Below are 23,581 nucleotides of genomic sequence, written 5' to 3'. Positions count from 1 at the left end.
CAGCGTTCACCGTTCGAGCGTGTAGACGGTGGTCGGGTACGACTCGTTGCCGATCTTTGCCTCGGCCGCGCCGGTCCGTTCGAACCCGCGGGCCTCGTAGAACCGCTTCGCGGCCTCGTTCTCGGCGAGCGTCTCGAGTCTGAGCCAGCGGATGTCGTCCGGGAGTTCATCCAGGCCCCGCTCGAGCAGCGCGGTGCCGACGCCCTCACCCCACCGCTCCGGGTGGACGTAGATGGCCTTGAGGCCAGCATCATCGTCCCCGACGAAGGCCTTCGTCTGCTCGCCCCAGCGGAAGTCGGCGTACCCGACGACGGTACCGTCGGATTCGGCGACGAGGAACACGCCCGGCTCGCCTCGCCAGGCGTCGAGCCGTTCGGCGATCTGCTCGGACGGCGGTTCGAAGTCAAGTCCCGCCAGCACTTCGTCGTCGACGACGCCGTCGTAGGCCGCCCGCCACGCGCTCGCGTTGACGCGAGCGACCGCTCTGACGTCGTCGGCGTCTTCGAGCCGTCGGATCTCCATGGCACGACTCCGACCCGCCGGCATACCAATCCCGGCCATCCGACAGCCGGGGCTGTTCGATGACTCCTGCACACGAGGAGGTGTAGCAGCACCGAGCGCGACGTTCCTGAACGTTCAGTCGGGCAGCGACGCGACGGAGGGTCGGTCGGCTGCGTTCAGTGGTCGTCCTCGCGCCACTTGTGGTCGCACTCGACGCAGGTGAAGAAGCGCGTCTCGGACTCGTCGGCGGCGCGGATCTGCTTCATCTCGTAGCGGGCGCGGTCGTGTCCGCACTCGGGGCACTTGACCTTCGTCGTCGGTCCGATCTCGGAGTCGTCGACCTCGGACATGTCGACCGGGCCGCTGTCGGTGTCCTGACCCTGTGTCGTCGTCATCGCGGCCTCCGTCGCCTCGTCGCGGGCCTTCTCGTGGTCGCAGGAGCTACAGACCCACAGCCCGTCGTCGCTGTGCATCATCGACCCGCACTCGTCGCAGAATTCCATGTCCGTACCTGGGGCCGGCCGCGTACTTAAACGGCGGGATTCAGGCGTCGCCCTCCGACTGGCCGGGTTCGCCGAGGGCCGCCTCGGGCAGGTACTCGTAGAGCTCGTCGCGGAGGTCGTCGGCCGACTCGAAGTCCTCGCTGGAGACCGACCCGACGAGTTCCCCCAGGTTCGCCTCGCCGTTCGCCAGTCGCACCGTGACGTCGTCCAGTCGGTCGGCCGCCGCGCCCCGCGAGACCGGATACGAGAGCCTCCCGAGCGGCTCGTCGAGCCGGCTGAGCTTGATGGTGTTCCCCATACTCACACGACGGCGTCCAGCGGGAAAGGTCCGTCGCGGAGCGCCGGCTTCGGAAGCGTAAAAGGCCGGCCACCCGTCGCTCCGGTAGATGTTCGGGACGGACCGCCGTGTCGTCGTGCTGGCGCTGGCGCGGATGGCAGACGCCGTCGCGAACTCGTTTCTCATCATCGTCCTGCCGTTGTACATCGCCAGCGGTGACCTCCCGATGCCGGGCTACGAGGGGACGTCGGTACTCGGCATTCCGCTGACCGAGGAGCTGCTCATCGGGGTCGCGCTGTCGCTGTTCGGCTTCTTCAACAGCTTCAGTCAGCCGTTCACCGGACGGCTCTCCGACCGGACGGCCAGGCGGAAGGTGTACATCCTCTTCGGGCTGCTCGTCCTCGCCGCGATGAGCGTCGCCTACGCGCTCGTCGACAGCTACGAGGCGCTGCTCGTCGTCCGGGCGCTGCAGGGCGTCGGCGGCGCGTTCGTCATCCCGACGACCATCGCCTTGGTGAACGACCTCGCCCGCAGCGACGCCGAGCGCGGCGGCAACTTCGGCGTGTTCAACACCTTCCGGCTCATCGGCTTCGGCTTCGGCCCCATCGTCGCGGGTCTGGTCGTCCAGGGCGGCCCGTACGCGCTCGCCCCCGGCGCGACGCTGTCGGGGTTCAACGCCGCCTTCGGCGTCGCCGTCGTCGGCGCCCTCGTGAGCTTCACGCTCGTGCTGGTGCTCATCGAGGAGCCGGAGATGGCGGCGGCCGACGCCTCCGACGAGCTCTCCGTCGCCGTCCTCGCCGACGAGGCCCCGAACCGGACCCTCGACCCCGTGTTCGTCCTCGGCGTCGCGACGCTGTTCATGGCCATCAGCATCGCGCTCTTCGCGACGCTGCAGGAGCCGATCAACAGCCGACTCGGTCAGGGACCGACCTGGTTCGGCGTCCAGTTCTCCGCGGTCGTCATCGCCAACGTCCTGCTGCAGGTGCCCATCGGCCGCGCCGCCGACCGCGTCGGCCGGAAGCCGTTCCTCGTCGTCGGGCTGGTCGTCCTCGCGCCCGCGGTGCTCGCCCAGGGGCTCGTCCGCTCGCCGTGGACGATGCTCGTGGTCCGGCTCCTCCACGGCGTCTCCGTGGCGATGGTGTTCGCCCCCGCCCTCGCCGTCGCCGGGGACCTCGCCAAGGAGGGGCAGTCCGGGACGACGCTGTCGGTGCTGACGATGGCCTTCGGGTTCGGCACCGCCATCGGCCCGCTCGCCTCGGGCGTCCTCTACGGGTACGGTTTCGTGACACCGTTCGCGATCGGGGCCGCATTGGCCGTGGTCGCGCTCCTGCTGGTGGTCACCCAGGTCGAGGAGACCCTCGAGGGGGCGACCTTCGAGTGGGGGCCGCCGTGGCGCAGCGGCTGACGGCCGGCTCCCGGAGACGGCTCTTTTTTCTACCAGTCCGACGTAGGCGGTGGCGATGACACTCTCGGAGGAGGCCGAATCGCGCCTCGCGGACCTGGTCGCGCTGCAGCCGACGAAGAACGGCGAACTGCAGGACCGCTGGGACATGGAGAGCGGCAGCGAGGTCCACCAGTACCTCGAGTCCGAGCTGAAGGACTACTACTACCGCGACGAGAACAGCCTCATCTGCGCGACGCCGGAGGCGGCCGAGATCGTGGGGATCGACGTCGACGAGGAGGTCCTCCGCGTGCCGGAACTGCAGGCCCGCATCGTCGACGTCCTGGCCGGCCCCGAGGAGGAGCCCCAGAGCGTCGTCTCGGTCCTCCACGACCTCGAGGACGCTGGTTTCGACTCCGAGACCGACGCCGTCCGGTCGGCGCTGCGGAGCCTCGAGGACCGCGGCGTCGTCGAGATCGTCCAGAAGACCGTCCCGACGTTCCGGCTGGCCGTCGAGCGCGACACGCTCACCGTCGAGGTCCTCGACGACCCCGCCGAAGCGTAACCTCCGGGCCCCGCTACCGCTTTCGCTCTCGTTTCTCCGCCAGCAGTCGCTTCGCCGCCTTCCCGGGGCCGCCCTCGATGGGCCAGTCCTTCGAGCGCCACGCCGGCGGCTCCGGTTCCAGGCTGGCACAGCGCGAGGAGCACTCCGCCGCGGTCTGCTCGTGTCCCTTCGCGGCGCACCACGGAACGGCCCCGCGGGGTCGCGCAGTTCGAAGTGCCGGCAGTCCGGCCGCATCGTGTCGACGTAGGAGCGCCACCCGCGCTCGTAGGCCCGCTCGGCGATCTCCAGGCGCTTGCCCCGCTTCCACTCGGAGTCGGCGTACTCGAACCGCGCGGCCGACTCGTCGTGGGCGCCGCCCGAGGGCCGTTCGAGGATGCGCGTCCCCGGGTCGTCGACGGGCAGCGTCCGCGGGTGCCACACCGGCTCCGCGTGCCACTCGCCGTCCCGCTCGGAGACGGCGAGGATGCCGACCTCGACGGGCATGGCCTCCAGCAGCGCCGGCTCGATCTCCTCGCCGGTCGCCCGCGTCGCCAGCCACACCTCGTCGGCCAGCGACAGCGCGACGTCGTGTTCGAGCTGGTCGGCCAGCACCCGCGCGGCGGAGGCGTCGAGGTTCGGCTTGTTCTCGACGGCGACGATGCGGTCGACCCAGTCGGGGTAGCGGTAGCGCCGCCGGAGCTCGATCCGGTTGCCGTCCCGCCGGGTCTCGACGAACCCCCGGTCGGCGGCGCGGTGGACGGCCTCGCGGACGTACCGCCAGGGGCAGCCGGGGTCGGGGAGGGCCTCGCGGTAGTACGCCCACGAGGCGGGCGCGTTGCGGGCGACGTGCAGCAGGTCCGAGTCCAGCCGCTCCTCGCCGAAGGCCGCACGCTGCTCGAGGGCCGCGTCGCTCGTCTGAATCACTACGGTGTCCCAGCGGCGCCGCTGGGTTCCGAGCTGCCGGGCGACGACGGCCGCGCCGTCGCGCTCGCCGGCCGGCGGCCAGTGTCGCTCCGCCCACGAACACACCCGCAACTCGAACCCGAACTCCTTCACGGCCGCCAGTCGGGGGCGGCGGGACGTAAGCCGTTCGCCGTACGGTGAAAGTGATGTCCAGTGGCGCGGCGTCCCCGACCGTCGGGCAACTTTTTGGCTGGGGCGCGCAAGTGTTGCCGCATGGCCGAGCACGACCACTACGTCGACGGCGAGTGGGTCGCCGGAGGCGGCGACGACTTCGAGAGCGTGAACCCGGCGAACGGCGAGGTCCTCGGGACGTTCCCGCGCGGGACCGAGGCCGACGTCGAGGACGCGGTCGCGGCCGCCGACGAGGCCTTCGAGACCTGGCGGGACCTCTCGTACGTCGATCGCGCGGAGTACCTCTGGGAGATCTACCACGAGCTCCGGGACCGCCACGAGGAGCTCGGCGAGATCGTGACCAAGGAGTGCGGCAAGGAGATCAGCGAGGGGAAGGCCGACGTGACCGAGGCCTGGCACATGGTCGAGTGGGCCGCCGGGAACGCTCGCCACCCCCACGGTGACATCGTCCCGAGCGAGATCGCGGCGAAGGACGCCTACATGCGGCGGAAACCGCGCGGTGTCGTGGGGTGTATCACGCCGTGGAACTTCCCGGTGGCCATCCCGTTCTGGCACATGGCCGTCTCGCTCGTCGAGGGCAACACCGTCGTCTGGAAGCCCGCCGAGCAGACGCCGTGGTGCGGACAGATCATCGCGGAGATGTTCGACGACACCGGTATCCCGGACGGCGTGTTCAACATGGTCCAGGGCTTCGGCGACGCCGGCGCCGCCATCGTCGACGGTGACGTGGACACCGTCATGTTCACCGGCAGCGCGGAGGTCGGCCACGGCGTCGCCCAGGAGGTCGCCCGTGACCCCTCGAAGAACGTCTCCACCGAGATGGGCGGGAAGAACGCCGTCGTCATCACAGACGAGGCCGACCTCGACATCGCCGTCCACTCGGCAGTCATGTCCAGCTTCAAGACGACGGGGCAGCGCTGCGTCTCCAGCGAGCGGCTCATCGTCCACGCGGACGTCTACGACGAGTTCAAGGAGCGGTTCGTCGAACTCGCCGAGACGGTCTCGGTCGGCGACCCCCTCGAGGAGGACACCTTCATGGGACCGGTCGTCGACGAGAGCCAGGTCGAGAAGTTCCACCGCTACAACGACCTCGTCCGGAAGGAGGGCGTGAACGTCCTCGTCGACCGCGCGGATCTCGACGACGCGGAGATCCCCGACGGCCACGAGGAGGGGTACTGGGTCGGGCCGTTCGTCTACGAGACCGAGTACGACCCCGAACTCCGGTGTCTGAAGGAGGAGGTCTTCGGTCCACACGTCGCGCTCGTCGAGTACGAGGGCGACGTCGACCGCGCCATCGAGATCCACAACGACGTCCCCTACGGGCTGGCCGGCGCCGTCGTCAGCGAGGACTACCGCCAGATTAACCGGTACCGGGACCGCGCGGAGGTCGGCCTCGCCTACGGCAACCTCCCCTGTATCGGCGCGGAGGTCCAGTTGCCCTTCGGCGGCGTCAAGCACTCCGGGCAGGGCGCCCCCCACGCCCGCGAGGCCATCGAGGCGGTCACCGAGCGCACCGCGTGGACGCTGAACAACTCCTCGGACATCGAGATGGCACAGGGCCTCTCCGCCGACATCAAGACCGAGGACTAGAAACGGGAGTCGTTCGTCGAGGCGTTCACAGCGTCGTCGCTAGCGGAGCGGTTCGAAGCGCGGAAAGGCGGGAGGAGGTGCGGACGCCGAGGCGCGGTGGTGCGCCGGGTACCGGGCGGACCCAGCGCGATGGGTGGACGGGTGTGCGGCGGGCTTGGAGTTGTTTGCCATCACGACGAGAAAAGCGTCGTTCAGGCAGCTAGTCGTATGGCGGGGTGACGTATAAACCCTCGTCTGGCGTCCGACCTCCGTCGGACGTTATCGCCGGTCGCGGAGGGCGGGGAACTCCTCGCGGACCGCGGCCACCCGGTCGGGGTCGCAGTCCGCGTAGACGACGGTCGGGTCGTCGTCGGACGTCGCCACGGGCGTCCCCCAGGGGTCGTAGACGGTCGAGCGGCCCACGAGGGACGCGTCGTCGAAGGAGGCCGAGCCGTTCGCGGCTCCGACGTACATCAGATTCTCCAGCGCGCGGGCGCGCGGCAGCAGCTTCCAGTGCTCGACACGGGGGTACGGCCAGGCGCTGGGGACGAGCGCCATCGTCGCGCCCTGGTCGACCAGGCTCCGGTAGAGTTCCGGGAACCGGAGGTCGTAGCAGGTCGTGACGCCGACGGTGTGGCCGAGGAGGTCCGCGGTGGGGAGTCGCTCCCCCGGAACGAGGAGTTGAGCCTCCGCGGAGTCGTAGCCGAAGAGGTGGTGCTTCCGGTAGACGAGCCGCCGCTCGCCGTCGGCGTCGAAGAGCACGGCGGTGTTGGCCAGGCCCTCGTCGGCCGGGACCGCTTCGCCGGCTGCGGCGGAGGCTTCGAGGTCTTCGACGACGGTCCCGGCGAGGACCGCGACGTCGTGTTCGACGGCCGCCTCGGCGATGGTCCGGTGGGTCTCCCCGCCCAGCGGCTCGGCGTGGCGGGCGTAGGCGTCGAAGGCGAAGTAGCCCACGTCGAATATCTCGGGGAGGGCGACGCAGTCGGCTCCCTCGGCCGCCGCCTCGGCGACGGCGTCGACGGCGCGCTCGAGGTTGCCGTCGACGTCGGCGGGCCGGACCTCGACCTGGGCGAGCGCGAGCCTCATCTCGCCAGGTCCTCGCGGATGGCCGCCTCCAGGTTCGCGAGTTCGCCGTCGAGCTTCCGCTTGAAGTACGTCTCGACGCCGGGGAGCTTCCCGTCGACGACGAAGCGGTTGGTCAGCCGCGTGCCGCCGTCGGTCTCCTCGAGGGTGTGCTCGCCCTGGACGTCCATCCCCTTCGAGCGGCCGACGAACTTCACGAAGGTCGGCTCGTCCCGCTGGACGTCCTCGGTCTCGACGCTGATCGTCTTCTTCATCCGGGGGATCGGCAGGCGGACCTGCCAGGTGGCTTTGCGGTCGCCGGTCGTCTCGAAGTCCTCCACGACGCTGATCGAGCGGGCGCGCTTCTCGGGGTCGGCGATGAACGCCCAGACCTCCTCGGGCGGGGCCGGCAACTCGAAGACGCGCTCGACGCGGACGGTCATACTGCTAAATCGAGGGGCGTCGGTAAAAGGGCGGCTCTTGTGTGCGCACTGGCGGGTGGTCCGAGAAACGAGCGGTCGGGGTCACTCCGGGGTGACGCGCCAGGTCGTCGAGCGCGCACGCGACCACTTCTCGATGTCGACGTCCTCGGAGTGCTCGGCGAGCCGCGGCAGGCGCGCGCCGACCTGCTTGGCCGTCAGGCCGATGGCCTCGGCGACGTGCTTCGCGCGGAAGTAGCGGTCGCCGCCCTGGGCGCGCTCGCGCAGGTGCGAGAGGATCCGCTCGTCTTCGTCGCTCAGGTCGCTCATAGTACGTGTAGGGCGGGGAACGGCATAAGGGCGTTCCTTCAGGGGTAGACGTGGTAGGCCGCGACTGACAGCGACCCGGCCAGCATCGCGAGGGCGAACGAGTAGCCGGCGGCGACCTGGTCGCCGGTGAACCCGAACACGGTCAGTCCGACGGCCGCAATGACGGCGATGGCCCCGAACACCAGCGGCAGCGCGACACCCTTGTCCGACATCGTGACGGTCTCCATGTCCGGCCGTACGGCACGCCGAACATAAATCCCACCGGTCGCGGTTCGCCGGCCGAGCGGCCCGCTGGGAGCCACAGAGTATATGCTGGGCCACCCCATTCGCTCGGACGATGACCACCGACCGTGGATTGCTCGGGGTCGCGAAACTGAAGGTCGCGGCCGCCGTCGTCGGCGTGCTCGTCGCCTCGCTGGTGGGCGCGTTCGCCGTCGGCGCCGTCGGCGCGCCGTCTGTGGTGGGCGTCGAGAACCGCTTCGGGGACGTGACCGACGAGACGACGGTGATCCACACCGACCTCGTCGTGCACAACCCCAACCCCGTCGGCGTCCAGCTCGGCGACACGGAGATCGACTACACGGTCCGGATGAACGACGTGCCGATGGCCGAGGGCGGCGGCGTCGGCCTCGACGTCGACACCGGCAACTCCACCCAGGCGTTCACCTCCGAGATGAACAACACGCGGATCCCGCCATGGTGGAAGAGCCACGTGAACAACGGCGAGCGGACCGTCGTCTCGATCAACGCCACCGTCGAGACGTCCGTCCTCGGGAACCGCGAGTTCGACGTCACCCAGCAGCGGGAGATCGAGACCGACCTCATCGGCCAGTTCAACTCCAACGAGACCCGGCCCGTGGAGACCGAGAACCCGCCGCCGACGGCGAGCAACCCGATACTCTACGTCAACCGCACCAGCGCCGCCTGGGGGCAGGCCACCGAGCGGGAGACGCCCATCGACATGGAGTTCGAGGTGTACAACCCGCAGGTCGAGCCGTACGTGATCACCGAGGTCGGCTACGAGATCACGATGAACGACGTGCAGGTCGGCGAGGGCCGCTCGGAGGGCTCCTACGTCATCCCCGGCGGCGGCACGGAGACCCTCGAGACGCGCACCCTGATGCAGAACCAGCGGCTCGACGACTGGTGGGTGACCCACCTCCGCAACGACCAGGTGACGGACCTCCGCATCGAGTTCTACGCGCTCGTGGAGCTGCCGACGGGCAACACCGTCCGCGTCCCGCTGGACGAACTCACCTACGAGGAGACCATCGAGACGGACATCTTCGGTACGAAGAACCAGACGAACGGCGGCGGTGAGGCCGACGCGAACGCCGACGACGGTGACAGTGACTCTGCGACACCGACGCCGACGGACGACGAGACGCCGACACCTTCCGATTCGACGACAACTCCGACCGCCACCGCCGCCGAGGACGACGATATCGGTCTCTGACCGGCGTCAAAACTATATCGTTCCGGTCCGACTACCCCGTATGGAACGGAGTAGTCACTCTCCGGATCGAGTTCTCCAGTAGTGAAATTACCGCAAATACCGACGCAGACACGGTCTTCCTGACCGTCGACGGCGCCGAACACGAGTTATCCCGCGAGGAAGCGAACCAGCTAGCCGAGGCCATCGGCGACGCCCTGGAGTCTCGCGAGGAGTTCTTCCGCACCGCGGGGGAGTACCGCGCCGACGGCACGTACGTCGTCTCTCGGCGGGCGGCCGAGTCGGCGGGTAACCGGAAGGTCTTCGAGTCGTTCGACCGCCTGGAGCGGCTCTACGAGCGGTTACCCGAGACCTTCGATGCCGACGCGGTGGGTCGGACGGGCATCACGGGCTCCCGTCGACACATGGTCGTCCGGCACTTCGCCGAGCACCCGTCGTTCGAGTGCCGGACGGTCTCGCGAAATCCGCTGCGGGTACGGAAGGAGACCGGGACATCCGCAAAAGCAGGTGATGGGGAGACCGCCGCTGCGGATTGAACCATCTGTAAACGAACGCATCCGCCGAGGGGGTGTCCGAAGGTCACCCCCGAGGCGGTTCACCACGCGATCGGCGGGAGCGCGGGACCAAGGCCCGACCGGAGGTCCCGCGAGCGAAGCGAGCGGGAGCCCTGGAAGACGACCGAAGGGAGTCTTCCTGAGGGAGGGCCGACGTGTCTTTTTCATGAACGGTTTTGCCGGCGGGCCGAGCAGAGCGAGGCCCGCCGTGCAAAACGGTTCTATTGAATCGTCACGTGCTCGCTCTCCTCGTTGAGCGCGAGGTTCGTCGCGATCTCGGCGTTCCGGACGGCGTACTGGGCGGTCTGGCCGAGGCTGACGAGTACCTCTCGCACGCGGAGGAGGTCCTCGTTGGACATCTCCTCGAGGTCGTCGAGGATCTCGATCTCTCGGTTGCGGACCTCGGCGAACTTCTGGCGGGTCTCGATGGCCATGTCGTAGTCGCGCTCGACGGCGGCGCGGACGCCGAGTTCGGTGATCTCGTTGACCTGGTCGGTGAACTCCCGGATGCGGCGCATCGTCGCCTGGTCGACGTTCAGTGAGTGGCCCTCGGTCTCGAGGACGATCTCGGCGATGTCCTCGGCGTTGTCGGCTGTCAGTTCGAGGTTCTTGGCGATGGAGCGGTAGCCGATGAGCGGGAAGCCGGAGTCGAGGCCGACGGCGCGGGCGAGGTTGGGGTTCTGGTAGGCGGTGAAGATGAGGCGCAGGAGCAGGACGAAGATCTTGTTGGCCTGCCGCTCGCGGTTGAGCGCGCGCTGGGCGAGGTCGGGGTTGCCGTGCGCGAGCGCCTTGATGGCCTCGTTCCGCATCGTCGAGCCGGTGGACTCCAGGCGCTCCAGGAGGTTGTCGAGGGTGAAGTCCTCGGGGTCGACCGAACAGCGGATGGCGATGCGCTCGGGCGTCTCCTCGATGACGCCGAGGCCCATCAGCTGCGTCTCGGCGTTATAGACCGCGTTGATCTGCGCGGAGTCGAGGGTGCCGCCGTCCTCGACCTCGACGTGGATGATGCGGCGGCCCAGCACGTACTGGGCGACGATGGCGCGCTCGACGGCGTCGGCGTCGAGGTTCTGGGCGTGGATGACCGCCTCGCTCTCCTCCTGCTGGACCGACTCCGGCATGACGGTGAGCGTCCCCTTGCTGCCCATCCGCAGCGACACCTCGTCGCCTTTCTCGACGTCCTGGGCGGCGGCCCACTCGGCGGGGAGGGTCATCGCCAGCGTCGACGGCCCAAGCCGCTGCACTTTGCGTGTTTCCATGTCACCCCCCAGGCGACGCGCGGCCTTAATATTCACTATATATCCGGGTCGGTGGACAACTGCGATAATATTGTGCCAGGTCGGTCCACGAACACCCACCGACCTTAGTTGGGTAGGAGTGACGAGGATGGCGCGTTCGTGGGAACGGCGACTCGCCTCTCAGTCGTCGTCGGTGGCCGCCGCCGGATCGCCGCCCGGCCCGCCCTCGTGCGCGTGGGCGCGCTCGCGGAGACGGTCGGAGATGCCGGGGACGTCGTCGGCGGTGACGGAGCCCTGCTCCTCGATGTCGTCGAGCGAGCGGGGGAAGGCCCGGAGGTCGTAGTGGTTGCCGATGCCGCAGCGGGCGCCCTCGCCCATCGCGACGGGGATCTGGTTGTGGCCCGGCGTGACGTCGCCGACGGCGTAGACGCCGTCGACGCTCGTCCGGCCGTGGTCGTCGACGGCGATGGTCCCGTCGTCGTTGAGTTCGACGCCGAGGGACTCGGCGAGTTCGGTGTTGTAGTCGGAGCCGTACATCGGGAAGCCGCCGCGGTACTCGCGGCGCGTCCCGTCCTCGAACTCGAAGGCCCGCAGCCAGCCGTCGTCGTCGTTCTCCATGGCGGAGATGTCCTCGTGGATCACGTCGACGGGGTGGTTCTCGAGCATCACCGCGGTCTCCTCGGACCACTGCGGGTCGTCGCCGCGGGTCAGGACGTCGACCTCCGGCGTGAAGTTGAGCATGATCATCGCGACGTAGGCGGCGGAGTCGCCGGTGCCCATCACGAACACCGGCTCGTCGACGAACATGTAGGCGTCGCAGTGGAGACAGTAGTGGAGGCCGCGGCCCGTGCGGGGCAGCGGCGGGTCGGGACGCTCGTCGGTGAAGCCGGTCGCCAGGACCACGTGGTCGGTCGTGAACGCGCCGTCGCTGACGTCGACGCGGAACCCCTCGTCGGTCGGCTCGACGTCGGAGACGTAGTCGCGGAAGTAGTCGGCGCCGTAGGCCTGGACCTGCTCGATGGCGGTCTCGAGGAACTCGTTGCCCGAGACGTCCTCGGTGACGCCGATGACGTTGTGCGTGTCGAGCATCATCGCCGCGCGGCCGCCGCCGCGGTTGACGACCGCGGTGTCGTGGCCGAGACGCGTCGTGTACAGCGCCGTCGTCAGCCCGGCGGGGCCGCCGCCGACGACGGTCACCTGGTAGTGGTCGGTCATCGCAACGTCGTATTCCGTCCACGGGCTTAACTCCGGGGCCATCGTGTCGGCGCCGCGCCAGCGAGCGGCCCGAGGACGCAACGGCTTTCCGAAGGCGGAGCCTACGCCGAGTATGTCGTTCGATACAGAGGGGTTACCCCAGGACGAGGTCGACGAACTGGTCGACGAGACCATCGCGGACAACGAGGTCGTCCTGTTCATGAAGGGGGCCGCCATGGCCCCGGAGTGCGGCTACTCCGAGGCGGCGCTGAACCGCATCCGGCGACACCGCGACGACGTGGAGTGCGTCGACGTGCTGGCGTCGATAGAGGAGTTCCGCGCCGCCCTGGAGCGGCACAGCGGCTGGACGACGATCCCGCAGGCGTACGTCGACGGCGAGTTCGTCGGCGGCAGCGACGTCCTCGAGGAGCTCGACGAGGCCGGCGAGTTGTCGGAGACCCTAACGGTCTGAACGGTCGGTTACGCGTGTGGTAATGAGGCCCACGGCGAAGGGCAGGTGATTTAAGGGTGGAACCCCTACACTTCGATGGACCACTCGCGTCAGAGGGATACCGGCCCTCTGTGGGACAGGGATACCATGACCAGTCGTGTTTACAGACTTCATTCGACGCTGGAACTGAAACTTGACGACGTCCACGAGTTCTTCGACGAGTACGAGCTACCCGTCGAGATCGAGGACGTCGAGGTGACCAGGCGGAACAACACACTCATCGTGAGTGCCGTCGCCGCCGAGGACAACATCTCCAAGTACACGCCGACGGCGCAGCTGAAGGCGTCGATCACGGAGAACCGCCTCTACGAGACCGAGGACGGGTGGCAGGAGACGCCCCCGGACCCCCAGGACGGCGCCGCCGGCGGCGGCGGTGACGACGACGACGGCCCGCAGTGGAGCAGCTTCGGCGAGGGCGGGCAGGTGCAGGAACAGGAGGTCGAGGTCAACTCGAAGCTCGTCGAGTACGCCTGCTTCAAGGGCGACCGCGAGACCGTCCTCCAGAACACCGCACTGCAGTACCCGATGTTCGAGGTCCTCTGCGACCTCGCGAAGTTCGCCGACAAGGGCGCGCTGACGGCCATCGCGGCCGTCGACGACGAGCTGGAGGCGACGCGCATCGTCGACGGCGAGGAGCGTTCCGCCAGCATCGAGGTCATCGACGACCCCCGCGAGCGCGAGTCCGAGAACACCGTCAACTGGCGCGACAACAAGTTCATCTCGGACTGAGCGAGCAGTTCAGCTTCTCTTATCTTCACGCCCGGGTAGCGACGCCTGGCCACCCCGCCGACCTGTCCCCTACTCGGGTGGCTCGGCGTCGACTGGCGTGTCCTCGTACGATAGCTCCAGGGTCTCCGGGTCGAGCGTATAGTAGCCCTGCCATACCGGCGAGAGGGACACGGTCCTGACGCCGGCGATCTCGGCCTCCCGGTGGACGTGGTGGTGTCCGACCAGACAGAGGTCGGGGTCGAGGACCGACAGCAGGTCGGTGACGTACTCGCAGCCGGCGTCGTACCCGTAGTAGATGAGCCCCTCGGGGGCCTCGTGTGTGAGGAAGACGTCGACGTCCTCCAGCCGGGCGGCCCGTCCGATCTCGTCGCGGACGAAGTGCCGCCGCCGGTCGCCGACGAGCTCCTCGCGGGGCTTCTCGAAGCGGGTCGGCGCGTAGTTCCCCGAGAGGCCGGCGACGCGGAGCCCCTGGACGTCGGCGGCAGTGCTCGCCAGGAGGTTCGCGTTCCGGACGCCGTCCGGTCGCTCGCCCGCGCGGAGCGCGTCGATCACGTCGAAGTCCTCGTTGTTGCCGGCGACGAACCACGTCGGGCGGGGGAGGTCGTAGTACTCGATGTCGCCGACGTGCAGGGCGGCCTCCGGATCGACGGCGCGGTAGGCCTCGAGCAGGGCCTCCCGGCGGTCCGGCGTGGTGGCGTGGGAGTCGCCGAGGACGAGCATCGACCGGTGGTTCTCGGCCGACCGCCAAAAGGCGTGGGGGTGGCTGGCACCCGGACAGTCCTGTTGGACGACCGACACTCGTACACGGGACCGGCGCGTAGTCGCGTCCATGGCAACGACCGTCGACGTGCGTGTCGACGACCGGGAACCGGTGGCCGTCATCGACGCCGTCCGTAAGCACGACGACGTCGGCGAGGTCACCGTCGAGCGACTCGACTCCGACGACGTGGTCGTCGAGTCGATGGCCGTCGAGCGGAAGACCCTCCGGGACTACGTCTCCGGGGTGATGAGCCGCTCGGGGACCGACCTCGAGGACCAGGTCGAGCGGATGACCGCCCGCTACGACCACGCGTACGTCCTGCTGGAGGGCGACATGGGCGACCTCGACCGGCTGGACACCGGCGTCTCGCCGGAAGCCCTCCGCGGGTCGATGGCCTCCATCACCGCGCGGTACGGGGCACCGGTCGTCCCCTGTACCGACCGCCGGCGCCTGGTCGACTACGCGGTCCGCCTCGGCCGGAAGCACCTGGAGGACCCTTCCCGTCGCCCCCTGCCCGTCGGCTCGGTCCCGAACCGCAGCGCGCCGACGGCCAAGCGGATGTACGCCTGCATCGAGGGGATCGGTCCCGGGCTGGCCGACGCGCTCTACGAGGCCTACCCGACCGTCGCGGAGCTGGTGGCCGCCGACCGCGAGGAGCTGACCGCGGTGGAGGGAATCGGCGAGACGCGGGCGCGGACGATCCTCGCCGCCCTCCGGGACCGACCGCTGGAGTGACCGACGGGACCCGCCGACCGGGGCTCCAAAGCCCGTGGTCCGGCCGCCGCCGGGCCGACGTTTCCGCGGCGAGTAAGCACAACGTTCGTCTCCGACCGTCCGTTACCCTGCCCTCACACCGGATTTCCGCCCGTAGCCGAAGCGGTCGGCGTTGCCGGGAGATCGCGAAACGCGGCCTTACACCGGAAACTATCTGACCGGTTTATTCGCGCGCCGGCGGTAGGTTCGATGCCATGGTAGACCAAGACCGCGAACGAGAGCGGCAGATCTCGAGGGACAGGGAGACGATCCGGAACTGGGCGGACAGACACGACGTCGTTCCGGTCCGGGAGGCGGGCAGCGGCGGCGAGGACCGCTACCGGATGGTCCCGGAGCGGAGCGTCGAGGACACCCACGACCGCGTGGAGTGGAACCGCTTCTTCGACGACTTCGAGGACGGCGACCGGGTCGTCGTCTACCACGGCGAGGAGTCCGACGACCCCTTCGAGGTCTCGGGCCACGGCGACATCGCGACTGAACTGGACGACGACGACCTCGAGGAGCGCCTCCTCGACGGCGAGACCGTCCGGAGCACCGTCACCGAGACGGCCGTCGTCGAGAGCGTCGTCACCGAGGAGCTCACCGTCGAGAGCGAACTCATCGACCGCCAGACCGAAGACCAGCGGGTGGTCGACTCCGAGCTCCTCTCGCGGGAGACGACGGGCTGTCGGCTCGTCGACGAGGGGACCGCCGGCTCGGACGAGTTCTCCGGCTCGAGCGAGGCCTCCGGCTCGGACGAGGCCTTCGACACGGACCGCTACCTCGACGCGGTCGGCGGGACGACCGCGAGCGCGCCGGGCGACGACGCCACCACGTTCGAGGGGCGGGCGCTCCCGTACGACGCCGAACTCGACGTCGAGGAGCGCTGGAAGGTCACCCGCGAACTCACCGAGCGCTTCGTCGTCGAGAGCGAGATCATCGGCGCGGAGGTCACCGAGGCCGACACGCTCGAGGACTACGACCTCGACGTCCAGGGCCTCCACCGCACCATCGCCGAGAGCGGCATCATCGAGGCGGACCTCTCGACGGAGGAGTTCCTGACCGAACACGACCTCGAGAGCGAACTCACTGAGGACGACCGCGTCACCACCAGCTTCACCCGCGAGCGGACCGTCGAGGACGAGGTGCTCGACCGCATGGAGGTCCGCGGCGACCTCACCGGCGGCGAGGTCCGCGACATGGAGCTCGTCCGGTCCGACGACACCGTCGCGGGCGACCACGGCCGCGGCGCCGGGACGACCGGGATGGCCGACGCCGGCGGATCGACCGGGACGACCGACGTCACCGGCACGGATGACGCCACGGGGACCACCGGCGCGGCCGGGACAGGTACCGGGGCCGGCGCGGGCTCGACGGTCGGCGGCGCGACGCTGACCGACGACGAGGTCGGCAAGACCGTCGTCGACCCGACCGGCGACGAGATCGGGACCGTCACCGGGGTCGACGAGGACGCGAACGCGATGTACGTCGACGCCAACCCCGGACTGACCGAGCGCATCAAGTCCGCGCTCGGGTGGGGCGGCGCCGACGATGACGACCACCGGCTGGACGCCGCCCACGTCGACCGCGTCGACGACGACGAGATCCGACTCGACCACCGGGAGAACATCGCCGACGAGGACGACGAGCGCGACCGGCGGTAGACGGTCGGTCGACGGCTCCTGCGACCGTCGAGTAATCGGGCCGTACGGCGGACCAGCCGCCGATAACGACTCCATTCTTCGGGTGTAGTATCCTCGGTGGTTATCCGTCGGAGCGTCGTTACCGCGAAGCGTGAACTCTCCATCCCAGCGCGAGGAGCGTCCGCCGGAATCGCTGTGGCTGGCGACGACGCCGACGACCGACTACGGGCCGCTGGCGGACGGTCTGGACGTCGACGTCGCGGTGGTCGGCGGCGGCATCACCGGGCTCACGGCGGCGATCCGGCTGAAGGAGGCCGGCCGCGACGTCGCGGTCGTCGAGGCCGACCGCGTCGTCGAGGGGGTCACCGGCTACACGACGGCGAAGCTCACCTCTCAGCACGGCCTCGTCTACGACTTCCTGCGGACCAAGTTCGACCGCGAGGCGGCCCGGAAGTACGCCCGGGCGAACGAGGCGGCCATCGACGCCGTCGAGTCCCGCGTCGACGACGAGGGGATCGACTGCGACTTCGAGCGCGTCCCGGCCTACACCTACGCGGAGTCACCCGACGACGTCGACGAACTCCGCGAGGAGGTCGAGGCCGCGAAGGACGCCGGGCTGCCGGCGTCGTTCGTCGAGTCGACCGACCTCCCGTTCGACGTCCCCGGGGCCGTCCGGTTCGACGACCAGGCGCAGTTCCACCCCCGGAAGTACCTGCTCGCGGTGGCCGAGGCCGTCCACGGGGACGGGAGCTACGTCTTCGAGGAGACCAAGGCGCTCGACGTCGACCCCGGCGAGCCCTGCGAGGTCGAGACGGAGCGGGGCGACGTCACCGCCGACGACGTCGTCGTCGCCTCGCACTTCCCCTTCTTCGACCGGAACGGCTACTTCGCGCGGATGCACCCCAAGCAGGCCTACCTGCTGGCCGTCGAGATCGATGGCGAGCCGCCGGAGGGGATGTACTACAGCACCGGTTCGCCCGCCTCGACGCTCCGGCCGCACCCCGTCGAGGGCGAGGACCTGCTGCTCGTCGGCGGACAGGGACACAAGGTCGGCGCCGCCGACCCGCCACCGAGCGAACGGTACCGCCGCTGCGAGGCGTTCGCCCGCGAGCACTTCGACGTCGAGTCCGTCGAGTACCGCTGGTCGACCCACGACTACTACCCCGTCGACCGGGTGCCGTTCGTCGGCCGGGTCGGACCGACGATCGAGCACGTCTACGTTGGCACCGGGTTCAAGGGCTGGGGGATGACCGGCGGCACCGCCGCGGGGATGATCCTCTCGGATCTGATCCTCACCGGCGGGAACCCCTGGGCCGACGTCTTCGACCCGCTGCGGGTGAAGCCGCGCGCCTCCGCGAAGAGCTTCGTCGAGGAGAACACGGAGGTCGCCGGCCACTTCTTCGGCGACCGCGTGGAGTCGCTGCTGGCCTCCGACGACCTGCCGTCGCCGGGCGAGGGGAAGATCACCCGCGAGGACGGCCGCCCCTACGGCGTCTACCGCGACGACGACGGCGGGGTCCACGCCGTCTCCGCGGTCTGTCCGCACATGAAGTGCCTGGTCAAGTGGAACGACGCCGAACGGACCTGGGACTGCCCCTGTCACGGATCGCGGTTCGACTACGACGGCGAGGTCATCTCCGGCCCGGCGCTGGAGGACCTCCCCACGAAGGAGTTCTGAGCCGCACCGGGGGTCCGGCCGCCCCGCCCGAGCCCGTCACCGCCGGTCCCAGCGCTTGCTCCGCGTCGTCGTCACCGAGACGCCCGGACTGTAGTACAGCGTCGGCTCCGTCCCGGGGTGGTCGAAGCCGCCGGCCTCGAAGAGCGTGTTCTCGGTCACCTCGCACTCGGCCTCGTACAGCGGCCACCGCTCGTGGTCGACCTCCGTGTACCGGACGGCGCCGTCCTGACCCTGGGTGAACAGGCGGCGGCGCTCGGTAAGGAACTCGACGAGCGACCCCGGCTCGGCCTCGAAGCGGTCGCCGACGGGCCCGTAGGTCGCCTCGAAGCGCGCGGGCCGGTCGCCGGGGTGGAGCCGGTGGCTGGCGAACGACACCCGGCCGTCCCGTTCCTCGACGTCCATGCGCGCGTAGAAGTACGGGAGGCGGTGGGTCAGCCGGGCGCCGAGGAGCCCCGGAACCGACTGCATGTCGAGGCTGAAGAAGTAGATCCCCGGCTCGCCGTCGCAGGTGACGTACGTCCGGAGGTTCAGCTCCGGCAGGTCGACGCCCACCGAGGACGGCAGTCCCCGAAGGCGGGTGTCGCCGTTGACGAACGGGAGGACCGACAGCCAGGCGTCGTCGTCGTAGGTCTGCACCGAGAGGGCGTCGGGGATCCGCTCCGCTACGGCCGCGGGGTCGACCGCCCAGTTGGCGAACAGCATCTGCCGCCACTCGAAGGCCAGCGGGACGCTCACTCGCCGTCACCTCCGCAGACCACGACGGTCCCGCCGAGCAGGTCGCCGAGCCGCTGGCGGCGCTCCGTGAGCGCCATCGACCCGAACGCGGCCAGGTAGGCGACCGGCAGGAAGTCGACGAACCGGCCGAGCGTCCGGAGCGTCGCCGCGCGGTACGAACAGGGGCCGCCGTCGGCACCGACGACCCGGATCCCGAGGGCTCGCTTCCCCGGCGTCCGGCCGGTGGTCCCCTCGAAGAGGACGTGGTAGAGGTTGGCGACCAGGAGAGCGAGTGCACCACCCCGGCGGAGGCGCTCACCTTCCTGGTCCATGCTCGCGATCCCGGCGAGGAGCGGCGGCCCCAGGACCGCGAAGTCGACGAGGTAGGCGGCGATGCGTCGGCCGGCCGTCGCGAACTGGGGTGCGGTGGGCATCGGGAGGGTTCGTTCCGACGTAGGCGGCCCAGGGTGAAGAGCGCCGGGGCGGGCAGCGGTAGCCAACGGGCAACCAGCCCTTTCCCCCGGCCGGTCGAATCTCCGGTCAGATACGCGTGATCGTCGGGATATGAGACGAGTACTCCGCGAACGATCGGTCCACCCCGCCGTCTCCTGGGTCGGTATCGTCACCGTCCTCGTCGCCGTCGTCTACAGCGTCGTCGACGGTCGGATCGCCTGGTCGCTGTTCGGCGTCGGATTGGCCGCCGCGCTCCTCGTGCCCCCGGTCGGTTTCCGTTCGCTACGCGCGACGCCGCCCGGACCCCTGGCGCTGCTGGCCGCCGCCGCGTTCGTCGTCGGCGCGATCGCCCCCGAAGGGACCGTCGCCGAACTGGCCGCCTACGCCGCTATCGCCGCCGTCGCGCTGGTGGTCGTCGCCGAGATAGACGCGTTCACCCCGGTCCGGACGAACCGGGGGTTCGCGGTCGTGCTCGTGGTGATGACGACGATGACGACGGCCGGCGCCTGGGAGCTGGCGAAGTGGATCTACGACTGGATCGCCGGGACGGCGCTCGTGGCGAGCAACGACGCCGTCATGTGGCAGCTGATCGCCGCGACGGCCGCCGGGCTGATCGCAGCGGTGGTCTTCGACCTGTACCTCCGCCGCTTCGGCGACGGCGAGTTCGTCCCCGAGGAGTTCTCCCCCGAGGACGCCGGCGAGCAGGTGGACGCCGTCGGCGAGAGCGTCACCGAGACCCTCGAGTCGATCGGGCTCTCCGCGGCCTGGCAGCGCCGGCTCGTCCGGTTCGCGCAGGCGACGCTCGCGGTCTTCGTCCTCGTGGGCGTCGTCACGCTGAACCTGAACGTGGTCGTCAACGCGAGCATCGGGCTGGCGGCGACGTTCCTCCCGACGGTCCTCGAGCGGGACCCCGACGTCGACCTCGACGCCGGGCTGGCCCTGTGGATCGCCGTCTCGGTCACCTTCCACTCCATGGGGACGCTGTACCTCTACCAGAGGCTGTACGGCTGGCACAACGTCGCGCACGTGGTGACCGGGACGGTCATCGCCGCCATCGGATACACGACCGTGCGGGCACTGGAGGCCCACACGGACTCGCTGTCGTTCCCGCCGAAGTTCACCTTCCTCGTCGTCGTGCTGTTCGTCTTCTCGATGGGGGTGTTCTGGGAGATCGTCGAGTTCACGCTGGACGGCATCGCCGGCGCGCTCGGGACGGGCGGGCTCGTCCTCGCCCAGCACGGGCTACAGGACACGATGTCCGACCTGCTGGCCGACACTGCCGGCGCGGTGCTGGTGGCCGGCGCCGCGACGCTGTATCGCCGCCCGGACGGGAACTAACCCCGCGACGGCGAGCGGGCGGCGCCCGCGCGTCACCAGTCGACGACAGCTTCGCCGGACCCAAAAAGCCCATAACCCTGGTAATTAGATGTAATTACACGCTATGAACGAATTCCCCGACTACGTCGACGTCGACTACAGCGACGGCGAAGGCGAGGACCCCGAGGACTACCCGAACCTCGAGGACAAGATCGAGAAGGCCATCGAGGTCGTCCGCACCGGTCTCGAGGAGTACGAGAACCCCGCCATCATGTGGACCGGGGGGAAGGACTCGACGCTCACCCTCTACTTCGTCAAGGAGGTCGCCGAGCAGTACGGCTACGACCTGCCGCCGGCGGTCTTCATCGACCACTACCAGCACTTCGACGAACTGCTCGACTTCGTGGACCGCTGGGCCGAGGAGTGGGACATGGAGGTCCTCTTCGCGCGCAACGACGACGTCGGCCAGTACGTCGAGGAGAACGACCTCGACCCCGGCGACGACATCCCCATCGACGCGCTCTCCGAGCACAACCAGCACCACGTCCGCGACATCCTCGAGTACGAGGAAGACGAGTTCCCGTTCCTGCTGGACACCTACGTCGGCAACCACCTCCTGAAGACCGTCGCGCTCAACAACACCCTGGAGGAGCACGACATCGACGGCATCATCTCCGGCATCCGCTGGGACGAGCAGGAGGCCCGCGCCGACGAGACGTTCTTCAGCCCGCGGCACGACCCCGACATCTACCCGCCGCACGACCGCGTCCAGCCCATCCTGCAGTTCGACGAGGGCGACGTCTGGGACGCCTTCTGGTTCTACGTCGTCCCCGAGACCGTCGAGGACTTCCCGGACGACGGCTACGTCCCGCAGGACTACGACGACCTGCCGAACGACCTCACCCACGAGGACATCCCGGTCTCGCCGAAGTACTTCGCCGGCTTCCGCTCGCTCGGCAGCGAGATCTCCACCGAGAAGAGCGACGAGGAGCCCGCGTGGCTGCAGGACCTCGAGAACACCACCGAACGCGCCGGCCGCGCCCAGGACAAGGAGGACCTCATGGAGCGCCTCCGCGACCTGGGCTACATGTAGGAACCCCACTTTTTGCACCTCCCTCGCGCGGCGCTGCGCGCCGCGCTCGGTCGGGCAAAAACTTGGGGAAAATATGCGCGCCCTCCTCCTGTCGCGCACCTTCGCTCCGCTCAGGCGCGCGGTAGTCGTCGGGCGCTACGGCGGCTCACTTCGTTCGCCGCCGTGAACCGCGCGCTCGCTCCGCTCGCGCGCGGATGCTTCTCGATATACTCACCGACTGCTGCAGCTACGGAGATGTCTATCGGGTTGAGCATCCGCGAGGGGGCGTCCGGAGGTCGCCCCCGAAGCGGTTCACTCCGCGCGACCTCAGGGAGCGCGGAGGCAAGGCGGGTGACCGGAGGGAACCCGCCGCCGCTTTTTCATCGACGTTTTTGCCGGGCGGCCGCAGGCCGCCCGTGCAAAAAGGTCGGTGCGAAAAGTTCGATGGATTGAGTACGGGGTGGGCGCAAGGGGCAGGTATGAGTACGAACGACGTGAGTCGGCGGCGGTTCCTGTTGGCCGCTGGCGGTGCGACGCTGGCCGCGGGTAGCCAGGCGGCTGCCGCCCAGGAGGGCAACGAGACGGGCGGCGGCGGCAACGAGACGGGCGGGAACGAGACCGGTGGCGGTGGCAACGAAACCGGTGGCGGCGGTGGCAACGAGACGGGCGGCGGGAACGAGACGGGAGGCGGCGGCAACGAGTCCGACGGCGGCGGTGGCGGCGGTGGCGGCAACGAGGTTCCGGACTTCGGCTCGTACCTCAGCGACGCCAACGGGTTCAGCAATGACAGCGTCCAGGACGCGCGCGGTGAGGACTCCGTGACCATCTCGGTCGGCGCGGGCGACGGCCTGGCGTTCGACCCGGCGGGGGTCTGGGTCTCCCCCGGCACGACGATCACCTGGGAGTGGACCGGCGAGGGCGGCGGCCACAACGTGATCGCCAACGAGGGGCCCGCAGAACTGGACAGCGGCAGTCCGGTCGACGGCGAGGGCGAGACCTACGAGTTCGAGGCGACCGAGGAAGCCGCCGGCATCACGACCTACAAGTGCAACCCCCACGAAGGCCAGGGCATGAAGGGCGGGGTCGCCATCGGCGACGACGTCGAGACCGTCCAGCTCGAGAGCGGCTCCGAGGGGCCCGCCATCACCATTCCCGGCCAGGCGCTGTCGCTCACCACGGCGACCTTCATCGCGATGGGCTCGACGCTCGGGCTCGGCTACTTCCTGATGAAGTTCGGCGGCGACTACGAGCAGTAACCGGTCGGCAGTTCCGCCCGTTTCTCACCCGCGTTCGATCCGAGTCAGCCTCACGTCGTCTCGATGTCGAGGTCCACGTCCCGCGGTTCGCCCTCCAGGTCTGCGACGATGCGGCGGACGACGCGTTCGGCCTCGGCGCGGACCTTGGGTTCGACCTTGTCGACGACCCAGTCCAGCGAGACGAATCCCGGGAGGTCGAGCATGCTGTCGTCCGCGGACTCCGGGCTGTACTTGACGCAGAGCGTCACCCGGGTCCTCGCGGGGTCGTCGTCGACCTGCTCGACGAGCCAGTGGCCGACGGCGTCGACGTCCTTGACGACCCGCCAGTCGATGCGTCGCGGGCGGTCGACGTCGGTCACCTCCGAGCGGGCGGTGTAGGTGAGCTTCCACCACGCGAAGTCCAGTTCGTACTCGGTCCCCGGCGAGCCGTCGCCGTGCTGCCTGACGGCGGCGAGGTGCTCGGAGTACTTCGCGTACCCCTCGAACTCGAGGAGGAAGTCGTAGACCTCCGCCGGCGGCAGGAAGACGTCGGTGGTGACCTCTACGCTGTCCACGCGCGTATTTCGGGCGCGGCGTCC

26 protein-coding genes and 1 pseudogene are annotated in these 23,581 nt (G+C 69.3%); 13 read left to right on the top strand and 14 right to left on the bottom strand.

The annotated features are described in order from the left end of the window. Positions 1 to 6 precede the first annotated feature (6 nt). From HWV07_RS05775 to HWV07_RS05765, 3 genes are all read right to left on the bottom strand, one after another. A complete protein-coding gene (locus HWV07_RS05775; RefSeq protein ID WP_178333386.1) occupies positions 7 to 522 on the bottom strand; it encodes a GNAT family N-acetyltransferase in 516 nt (171 codons plus the stop codon). 155 nt (positions 523 to 677) lie between these two features. Beyond that, on the bottom strand, positions 678 to 1,004 hold the full coding sequence (locus HWV07_RS05770) for a transcription factor S (RefSeq protein WP_178333385.1): 327 nt from the start codon (positions 1,002 to 1,004) through the stop codon (positions 678 to 680). A 40-nt stretch (positions 1,005 to 1,044) separates the two neighbouring features. Then, complete coding sequence (locus tag HWV07_RS05765; RefSeq protein ID WP_178333384.1) at positions 1,045 to 1,302, bottom strand: DUF5789 family protein; 258 nt, start codon at positions 1,300 to 1,302, stop codon at positions 1,045 to 1,047. 88 nt (positions 1,303 to 1,390) lie between these two features. Here HWV07_RS05765 and HWV07_RS05760 point away from each other — a divergent pair, with 88 nt between their 5' ends. Beyond that, positions 1,391 to 2,686 carry an MFS transporter gene (locus HWV07_RS05760; RefSeq protein ID WP_178333383.1) on the top strand — a complete coding sequence of 432 codons (1,296 nt, stop codon included), beginning with the start codon at positions 1,391 to 1,393 and terminating at the stop codon, positions 2,684 to 2,686. Between the two features lie 55 nt (positions 2,687 to 2,741). Then, positions 2,742 to 3,227: a DUF5797 family protein gene (locus tag HWV07_RS05755; protein ID WP_178333382.1), complete on the top strand. Its 486-nt coding sequence runs from the start codon at positions 2,742 to 2,744 to the stop codon at positions 3,225 to 3,227. A gap of 13 nt (positions 3,228 to 3,240) precedes the next feature. Here HWV07_RS05755 and HWV07_RS19725 read toward each other — a convergent pair. Next, positions 3,241 to 4,271 (bottom strand): annotated as a pseudogene (locus HWV07_RS19725) (DUF5787 family protein). 111 nt (positions 4,272 to 4,382) lie between these two features. Between HWV07_RS19725 and HWV07_RS05745 the strand changes: the two are divergent. Beyond that, the gene (locus HWV07_RS05745; RefSeq protein WP_178333380.1) at positions 4,383 to 5,891 is read left to right on the top strand and encodes an aldehyde dehydrogenase family protein; all 1,509 of its coding nucleotides are present in this window, start codon (positions 4,383 to 4,385) and stop codon (positions 5,889 to 5,891) included. 258 nt (positions 5,892 to 6,149) lie between these two features. On the opposite strand, the gene HWV07_RS05740 is transcribed toward HWV07_RS05745, so the two are convergent. The 4 genes from HWV07_RS05740 to HWV07_RS05725 form a co-directional block, all read right to left on the bottom strand. Next, positions 6,150 to 6,956 (bottom strand): nitrilase-related carbon-nitrogen hydrolase, encoded by an 807-nt coding sequence (locus tag HWV07_RS05740; protein ID WP_178333379.1) that lies wholly within the window; start codon positions 6,954 to 6,956, stop codon positions 6,150 to 6,152. Then, positions 6,953 to 7,375, bottom strand: coding sequence for an SRPBCC family protein (locus HWV07_RS05735; protein ID WP_178333378.1), 423 nt, complete (start codon positions 7,373 to 7,375; stop codon positions 6,953 to 6,955). Before HWV07_RS05735 ends, HWV07_RS05740 begins: the two co-directional genes overlap by 4 nt. An 81-nt stretch (positions 7,376 to 7,456) precedes the next feature. Then, positions 7,457 to 7,681, bottom strand: a complete 225-nt coding sequence (locus tag HWV07_RS05730; protein WP_178333377.1) for a DUF7123 family protein — start codon at positions 7,679 to 7,681, stop codon at positions 7,457 to 7,459. 38 nt (positions 7,682 to 7,719) lie between these two features. Next, a complete protein-coding gene (locus HWV07_RS05725; protein ID WP_178333376.1) occupies positions 7,720 to 7,908 on the bottom strand; it encodes a DUF7525 family protein in 189 nt (62 codons plus the stop codon). 110 nt (positions 7,909 to 8,018) lie between these two features. Between HWV07_RS05725 and HWV07_RS05720 the strand changes: the two genes are divergently transcribed. Both HWV07_RS05720 and HWV07_RS20070 read left to right on the top strand, forming a co-directional pair. Next, positions 8,019 to 9,137, top strand: coding sequence for an LEA/WHy family protein (locus tag HWV07_RS05720; protein WP_178333375.1), 1,119 nt, complete (start codon positions 8,019 to 8,021; stop codon positions 9,135 to 9,137). Positions 9,138 to 9,223: 86 nt separating this feature from the next. Continuing rightward, complete coding sequence (locus tag HWV07_RS20070; RefSeq protein WP_425487801.1) at positions 9,224 to 9,670, top strand: DUF7528 family protein; 447 nt, start codon at positions 9,224 to 9,226, stop codon at positions 9,668 to 9,670. 239 nt (positions 9,671 to 9,909) lie between these two features. Here the strand turns inward: HWV07_RS20070 and HWV07_RS05715 are convergent, their stop codons facing one another. Next, positions 9,910 to 10,944 carry a phosphate signaling complex PhoU family protein gene (locus HWV07_RS05715; RefSeq protein ID WP_178333374.1) on the bottom strand — a complete coding sequence of 345 codons (1,035 nt, stop codon included), beginning with the start codon at positions 10,942 to 10,944 and terminating at the stop codon, positions 9,910 to 9,912. 159 nt (positions 10,945 to 11,103) lie between these two features. Beyond that, entirely contained in the window at positions 11,104 to 12,138 is a 1,035-nt protein-coding gene (locus tag HWV07_RS05710) for an NAD(P)/FAD-dependent oxidoreductase (protein ID WP_178333373.1), read from the bottom strand. Between the two features lie 112 nt (positions 12,139 to 12,250). Between HWV07_RS05710 and HWV07_RS05705 the strand changes: the two genes are divergently transcribed. Both HWV07_RS05705 and HWV07_RS05700 read left to right on the top strand, forming a co-directional pair. Next, a complete protein-coding gene (locus HWV07_RS05705) occupies positions 12,251 to 12,589 on the top strand; it encodes a glutaredoxin family protein (RefSeq protein WP_178333372.1) in 339 nt (112 codons plus the stop codon). 126 nt (positions 12,590 to 12,715) lie between these two features. Continuing rightward, positions 12,716 to 13,357 carry a DUF7110 family protein gene (locus HWV07_RS05700; RefSeq protein WP_178333371.1) on the top strand — a complete coding sequence of 214 codons (642 nt, stop codon included), beginning with the start codon at positions 12,716 to 12,718 and terminating at the stop codon, positions 13,355 to 13,357. Positions 13,358 to 13,426: 69 nt separating this feature from the next. Here HWV07_RS05700 and HWV07_RS05695 read toward each other — a convergent pair whose 3' ends face one another. After that, positions 13,427 to 14,077: a metallophosphoesterase family protein gene (locus HWV07_RS05695; RefSeq protein ID WP_178336000.1), complete on the bottom strand. Its 651-nt coding sequence runs from the start codon at positions 14,075 to 14,077 to the stop codon at positions 13,427 to 13,429. 109 nt (positions 14,078 to 14,186) lie between these two features. Here HWV07_RS05695 and HWV07_RS05690 point away from each other — a divergent pair, with 109 nt between their 5' ends. The 3 genes from HWV07_RS05690 to HWV07_RS05680 all read left to right on the top strand — a co-directional run bounded on the left by HWV07_RS05690 (position 14,187) and on the right by HWV07_RS05680 (position 18,191). After that, complete coding sequence (locus HWV07_RS05690) at positions 14,187 to 14,852, top strand: ERCC4 domain-containing protein (protein WP_178333370.1); 666 nt, start codon at positions 14,187 to 14,189, stop codon at positions 14,850 to 14,852. 233 nt (positions 14,853 to 15,085) lie between these two features. Further along, positions 15,086 to 16,534, top strand: coding sequence for a hypothetical protein (locus tag HWV07_RS19720; protein WP_178333369.1), 1,449 nt, complete (start codon positions 15,086 to 15,088; stop codon positions 16,532 to 16,534). Positions 16,535 to 16,664: 130 nt separating this feature from the next. After that, positions 16,665 to 18,191, top strand: a complete 1,527-nt coding sequence (locus HWV07_RS05680; protein ID WP_178333368.1) for an FAD-dependent oxidoreductase — start codon at positions 16,665 to 16,667, stop codon at positions 18,189 to 18,191. Positions 18,192 to 18,227: 36 nt separating this feature from the next. Here the strand turns inward: HWV07_RS05680 and HWV07_RS05675 are convergent, their stop codons facing one another. Further along, positions 18,228 to 18,926 (bottom strand): YqjF family protein, encoded by a 699-nt coding sequence (locus HWV07_RS05675; RefSeq protein WP_178333367.1) that lies wholly within the window; start codon positions 18,924 to 18,926, stop codon positions 18,228 to 18,230. Further along, a complete protein-coding gene (locus HWV07_RS05670) occupies positions 18,923 to 19,339 on the bottom strand; it encodes an RDD family protein (protein ID WP_178333366.1) in 417 nt (138 codons plus the stop codon). Before HWV07_RS05670 ends, HWV07_RS05675 begins: the two co-directional genes overlap by 4 nt. Positions 19,340 to 19,469: 130 nt before the next feature. On the opposite strand from HWV07_RS05670, the gene HWV07_RS05665 reads away from it, so the two are divergent. The 3 genes from HWV07_RS05665 to HWV07_RS05655 all read left to right on the top strand — a co-directional run bounded on the left by HWV07_RS05665 (position 19,470) and on the right by HWV07_RS05655 (position 23,003). Next, the gene (locus HWV07_RS05665) at positions 19,470 to 20,696 is read left to right on the top strand and encodes a DUF2238 domain-containing protein (protein WP_178333365.1); all 1,227 of its coding nucleotides are present in this window, start codon (positions 19,470 to 19,472) and stop codon (positions 20,694 to 20,696) included. A gap of 103 nt (positions 20,697 to 20,799) precedes the next feature. Beyond that, positions 20,800 to 21,768 (top strand): phosphoadenosine phosphosulfate reductase family protein, encoded by a 969-nt coding sequence (locus HWV07_RS05660; protein ID WP_178333364.1) that lies wholly within the window; start codon positions 20,800 to 20,802, stop codon positions 21,766 to 21,768. 458 nt (positions 21,769 to 22,226) lie between these two features. After that, positions 22,227 to 23,003 carry a halocyanin domain-containing protein gene (locus HWV07_RS05655; RefSeq protein WP_178333363.1) on the top strand — a complete coding sequence of 259 codons (777 nt, stop codon included), beginning with the start codon at positions 22,227 to 22,229 and terminating at the stop codon, positions 23,001 to 23,003. Positions 23,004 to 23,053: 50 nt separating this feature from the next. Here the strand turns inward: HWV07_RS05655 and HWV07_RS05650 are convergent, their stop codons facing one another. Continuing rightward, a complete protein-coding gene (locus HWV07_RS05650) occupies positions 23,054 to 23,557 on the bottom strand; it encodes an SRPBCC family protein (protein ID WP_178333362.1) in 504 nt (167 codons plus the stop codon). Positions 23,558 to 23,581 lie beyond the last annotated feature (24 nt).

This window comes from Natronomonas salina, assembly GCF_013391105.1.
GTDB lineage: Archaea > Halobacteriota > Halobacteria > Halobacteriales > Haloarculaceae > Natronomonas > Natronomonas salina.
The sequence above is the reverse complement of the archived record's forward strand: the minus strand, read 5'-3'. Positions and strand labels throughout refer to the sequence as shown.

Excerpts from the sequence above, each read along its gene's own strand:
- HWV07_RS05775 (WP_178333386.1), bottom strand. The coding sequence starts at position 522 with ATGGAGATCCGACGGCTCGAAGACGCCGACGACGTCAGAGCGGTCGCT.
- HWV07_RS05770 (WP_178333385.1), bottom strand. The coding sequence starts at position 1,004 with ATGGAATTCTGCGACGAGTGCGGGTCGATGATGCACAGCGACGACGGG.
- HWV07_RS05765 (WP_178333384.1), bottom strand. The coding sequence starts at position 1,302 with ATGGGGAACACCATCAAGCTCAGCCGGCTCGACGAGCCGCTCGGGAGG.
- HWV07_RS05760 (WP_178333383.1), top strand. The coding sequence starts at position 1,391 with ATGTTCGGGACGGACCGCCGTGTCGTCGTGCTGGCGCTGGCGCGGATG.
- HWV07_RS05755 (WP_178333382.1), top strand. The coding sequence starts at position 2,742 with ATGACACTCTCGGAGGAGGCCGAATCGCGCCTCGCGGACCTGGTCGCG.
- HWV07_RS05745 (WP_178333380.1), top strand. The coding sequence starts at position 4,383 with ATGGCCGAGCACGACCACTACGTCGACGGCGAGTGGGTCGCCGGAGGC.
- HWV07_RS05740 (WP_178333379.1), bottom strand. The coding sequence starts at position 6,956 with ATGAGGCTCGCGCTCGCCCAGGTCGAGGTCCGGCCCGCCGACGTCGAC.
- HWV07_RS05735 (WP_178333378.1), bottom strand. The coding sequence starts at position 7,375 with ATGACCGTCCGCGTCGAGCGCGTCTTCGAGTTGCCGGCCCCGCCCGAG.
- HWV07_RS05730 (WP_178333377.1), bottom strand. The coding sequence starts at position 7,681 with ATGAGCGACCTGAGCGACGAAGACGAGCGGATCCTCTCGCACCTGCGC.
- HWV07_RS05725 (WP_178333376.1), bottom strand. The coding sequence starts at position 7,908 with ATGGAGACCGTCACGATGTCGGACAAGGGTGTCGCGCTGCCGCTGGTG.
- HWV07_RS05720 (WP_178333375.1), top strand. The coding sequence starts at position 8,019 with ATGACCACCGACCGTGGATTGCTCGGGGTCGCGAAACTGAAGGTCGCG.
- HWV07_RS05715 (WP_178333374.1), bottom strand. The coding sequence starts at position 10,944 with ATGGAAACACGCAAAGTGCAGCGGCTTGGGCCGTCGACGCTGGCGATG.
- HWV07_RS05710 (WP_178333373.1), bottom strand. The coding sequence starts at position 12,138 with ATGACCGACCACTACCAGGTGACCGTCGTCGGCGGCGGCCCCGCCGGG.
- HWV07_RS05705 (WP_178333372.1), top strand. The coding sequence starts at position 12,251 with ATGTCGTTCGATACAGAGGGGTTACCCCAGGACGAGGTCGACGAACTG.
- HWV07_RS05700 (WP_178333371.1), top strand. The coding sequence starts at position 12,716 with ATGACCAGTCGTGTTTACAGACTTCATTCGACGCTGGAACTGAAACTT.
- HWV07_RS05695 (WP_178336000.1), bottom strand. The coding sequence starts at position 14,077 with ATGCTCGTCCTCGGCGACTCCCACGCCACCACGCCGGACCGCCGGGAG.
- HWV07_RS05690 (WP_178333370.1), top strand. The coding sequence starts at position 14,187 with ATGGCAACGACCGTCGACGTGCGTGTCGACGACCGGGAACCGGTGGCC.
- HWV07_RS19720 (WP_178333369.1), top strand. The coding sequence starts at position 15,086 with ATGGTAGACCAAGACCGCGAACGAGAGCGGCAGATCTCGAGGGACAGG.
- HWV07_RS05670 (WP_178333366.1), bottom strand. The coding sequence starts at position 19,339 with ATGCCCACCGCACCCCAGTTCGCGACGGCCGGCCGACGCATCGCCGCC.
- HWV07_RS05665 (WP_178333365.1), top strand. The coding sequence starts at position 19,470 with ATGAGACGAGTACTCCGCGAACGATCGGTCCACCCCGCCGTCTCCTGG.
- HWV07_RS05660 (WP_178333364.1), top strand. The coding sequence starts at position 20,800 with ATGAACGAATTCCCCGACTACGTCGACGTCGACTACAGCGACGGCGAA.
- HWV07_RS05655 (WP_178333363.1), top strand. The coding sequence starts at position 22,227 with ATGAGTACGAACGACGTGAGTCGGCGGCGGTTCCTGTTGGCCGCTGGC.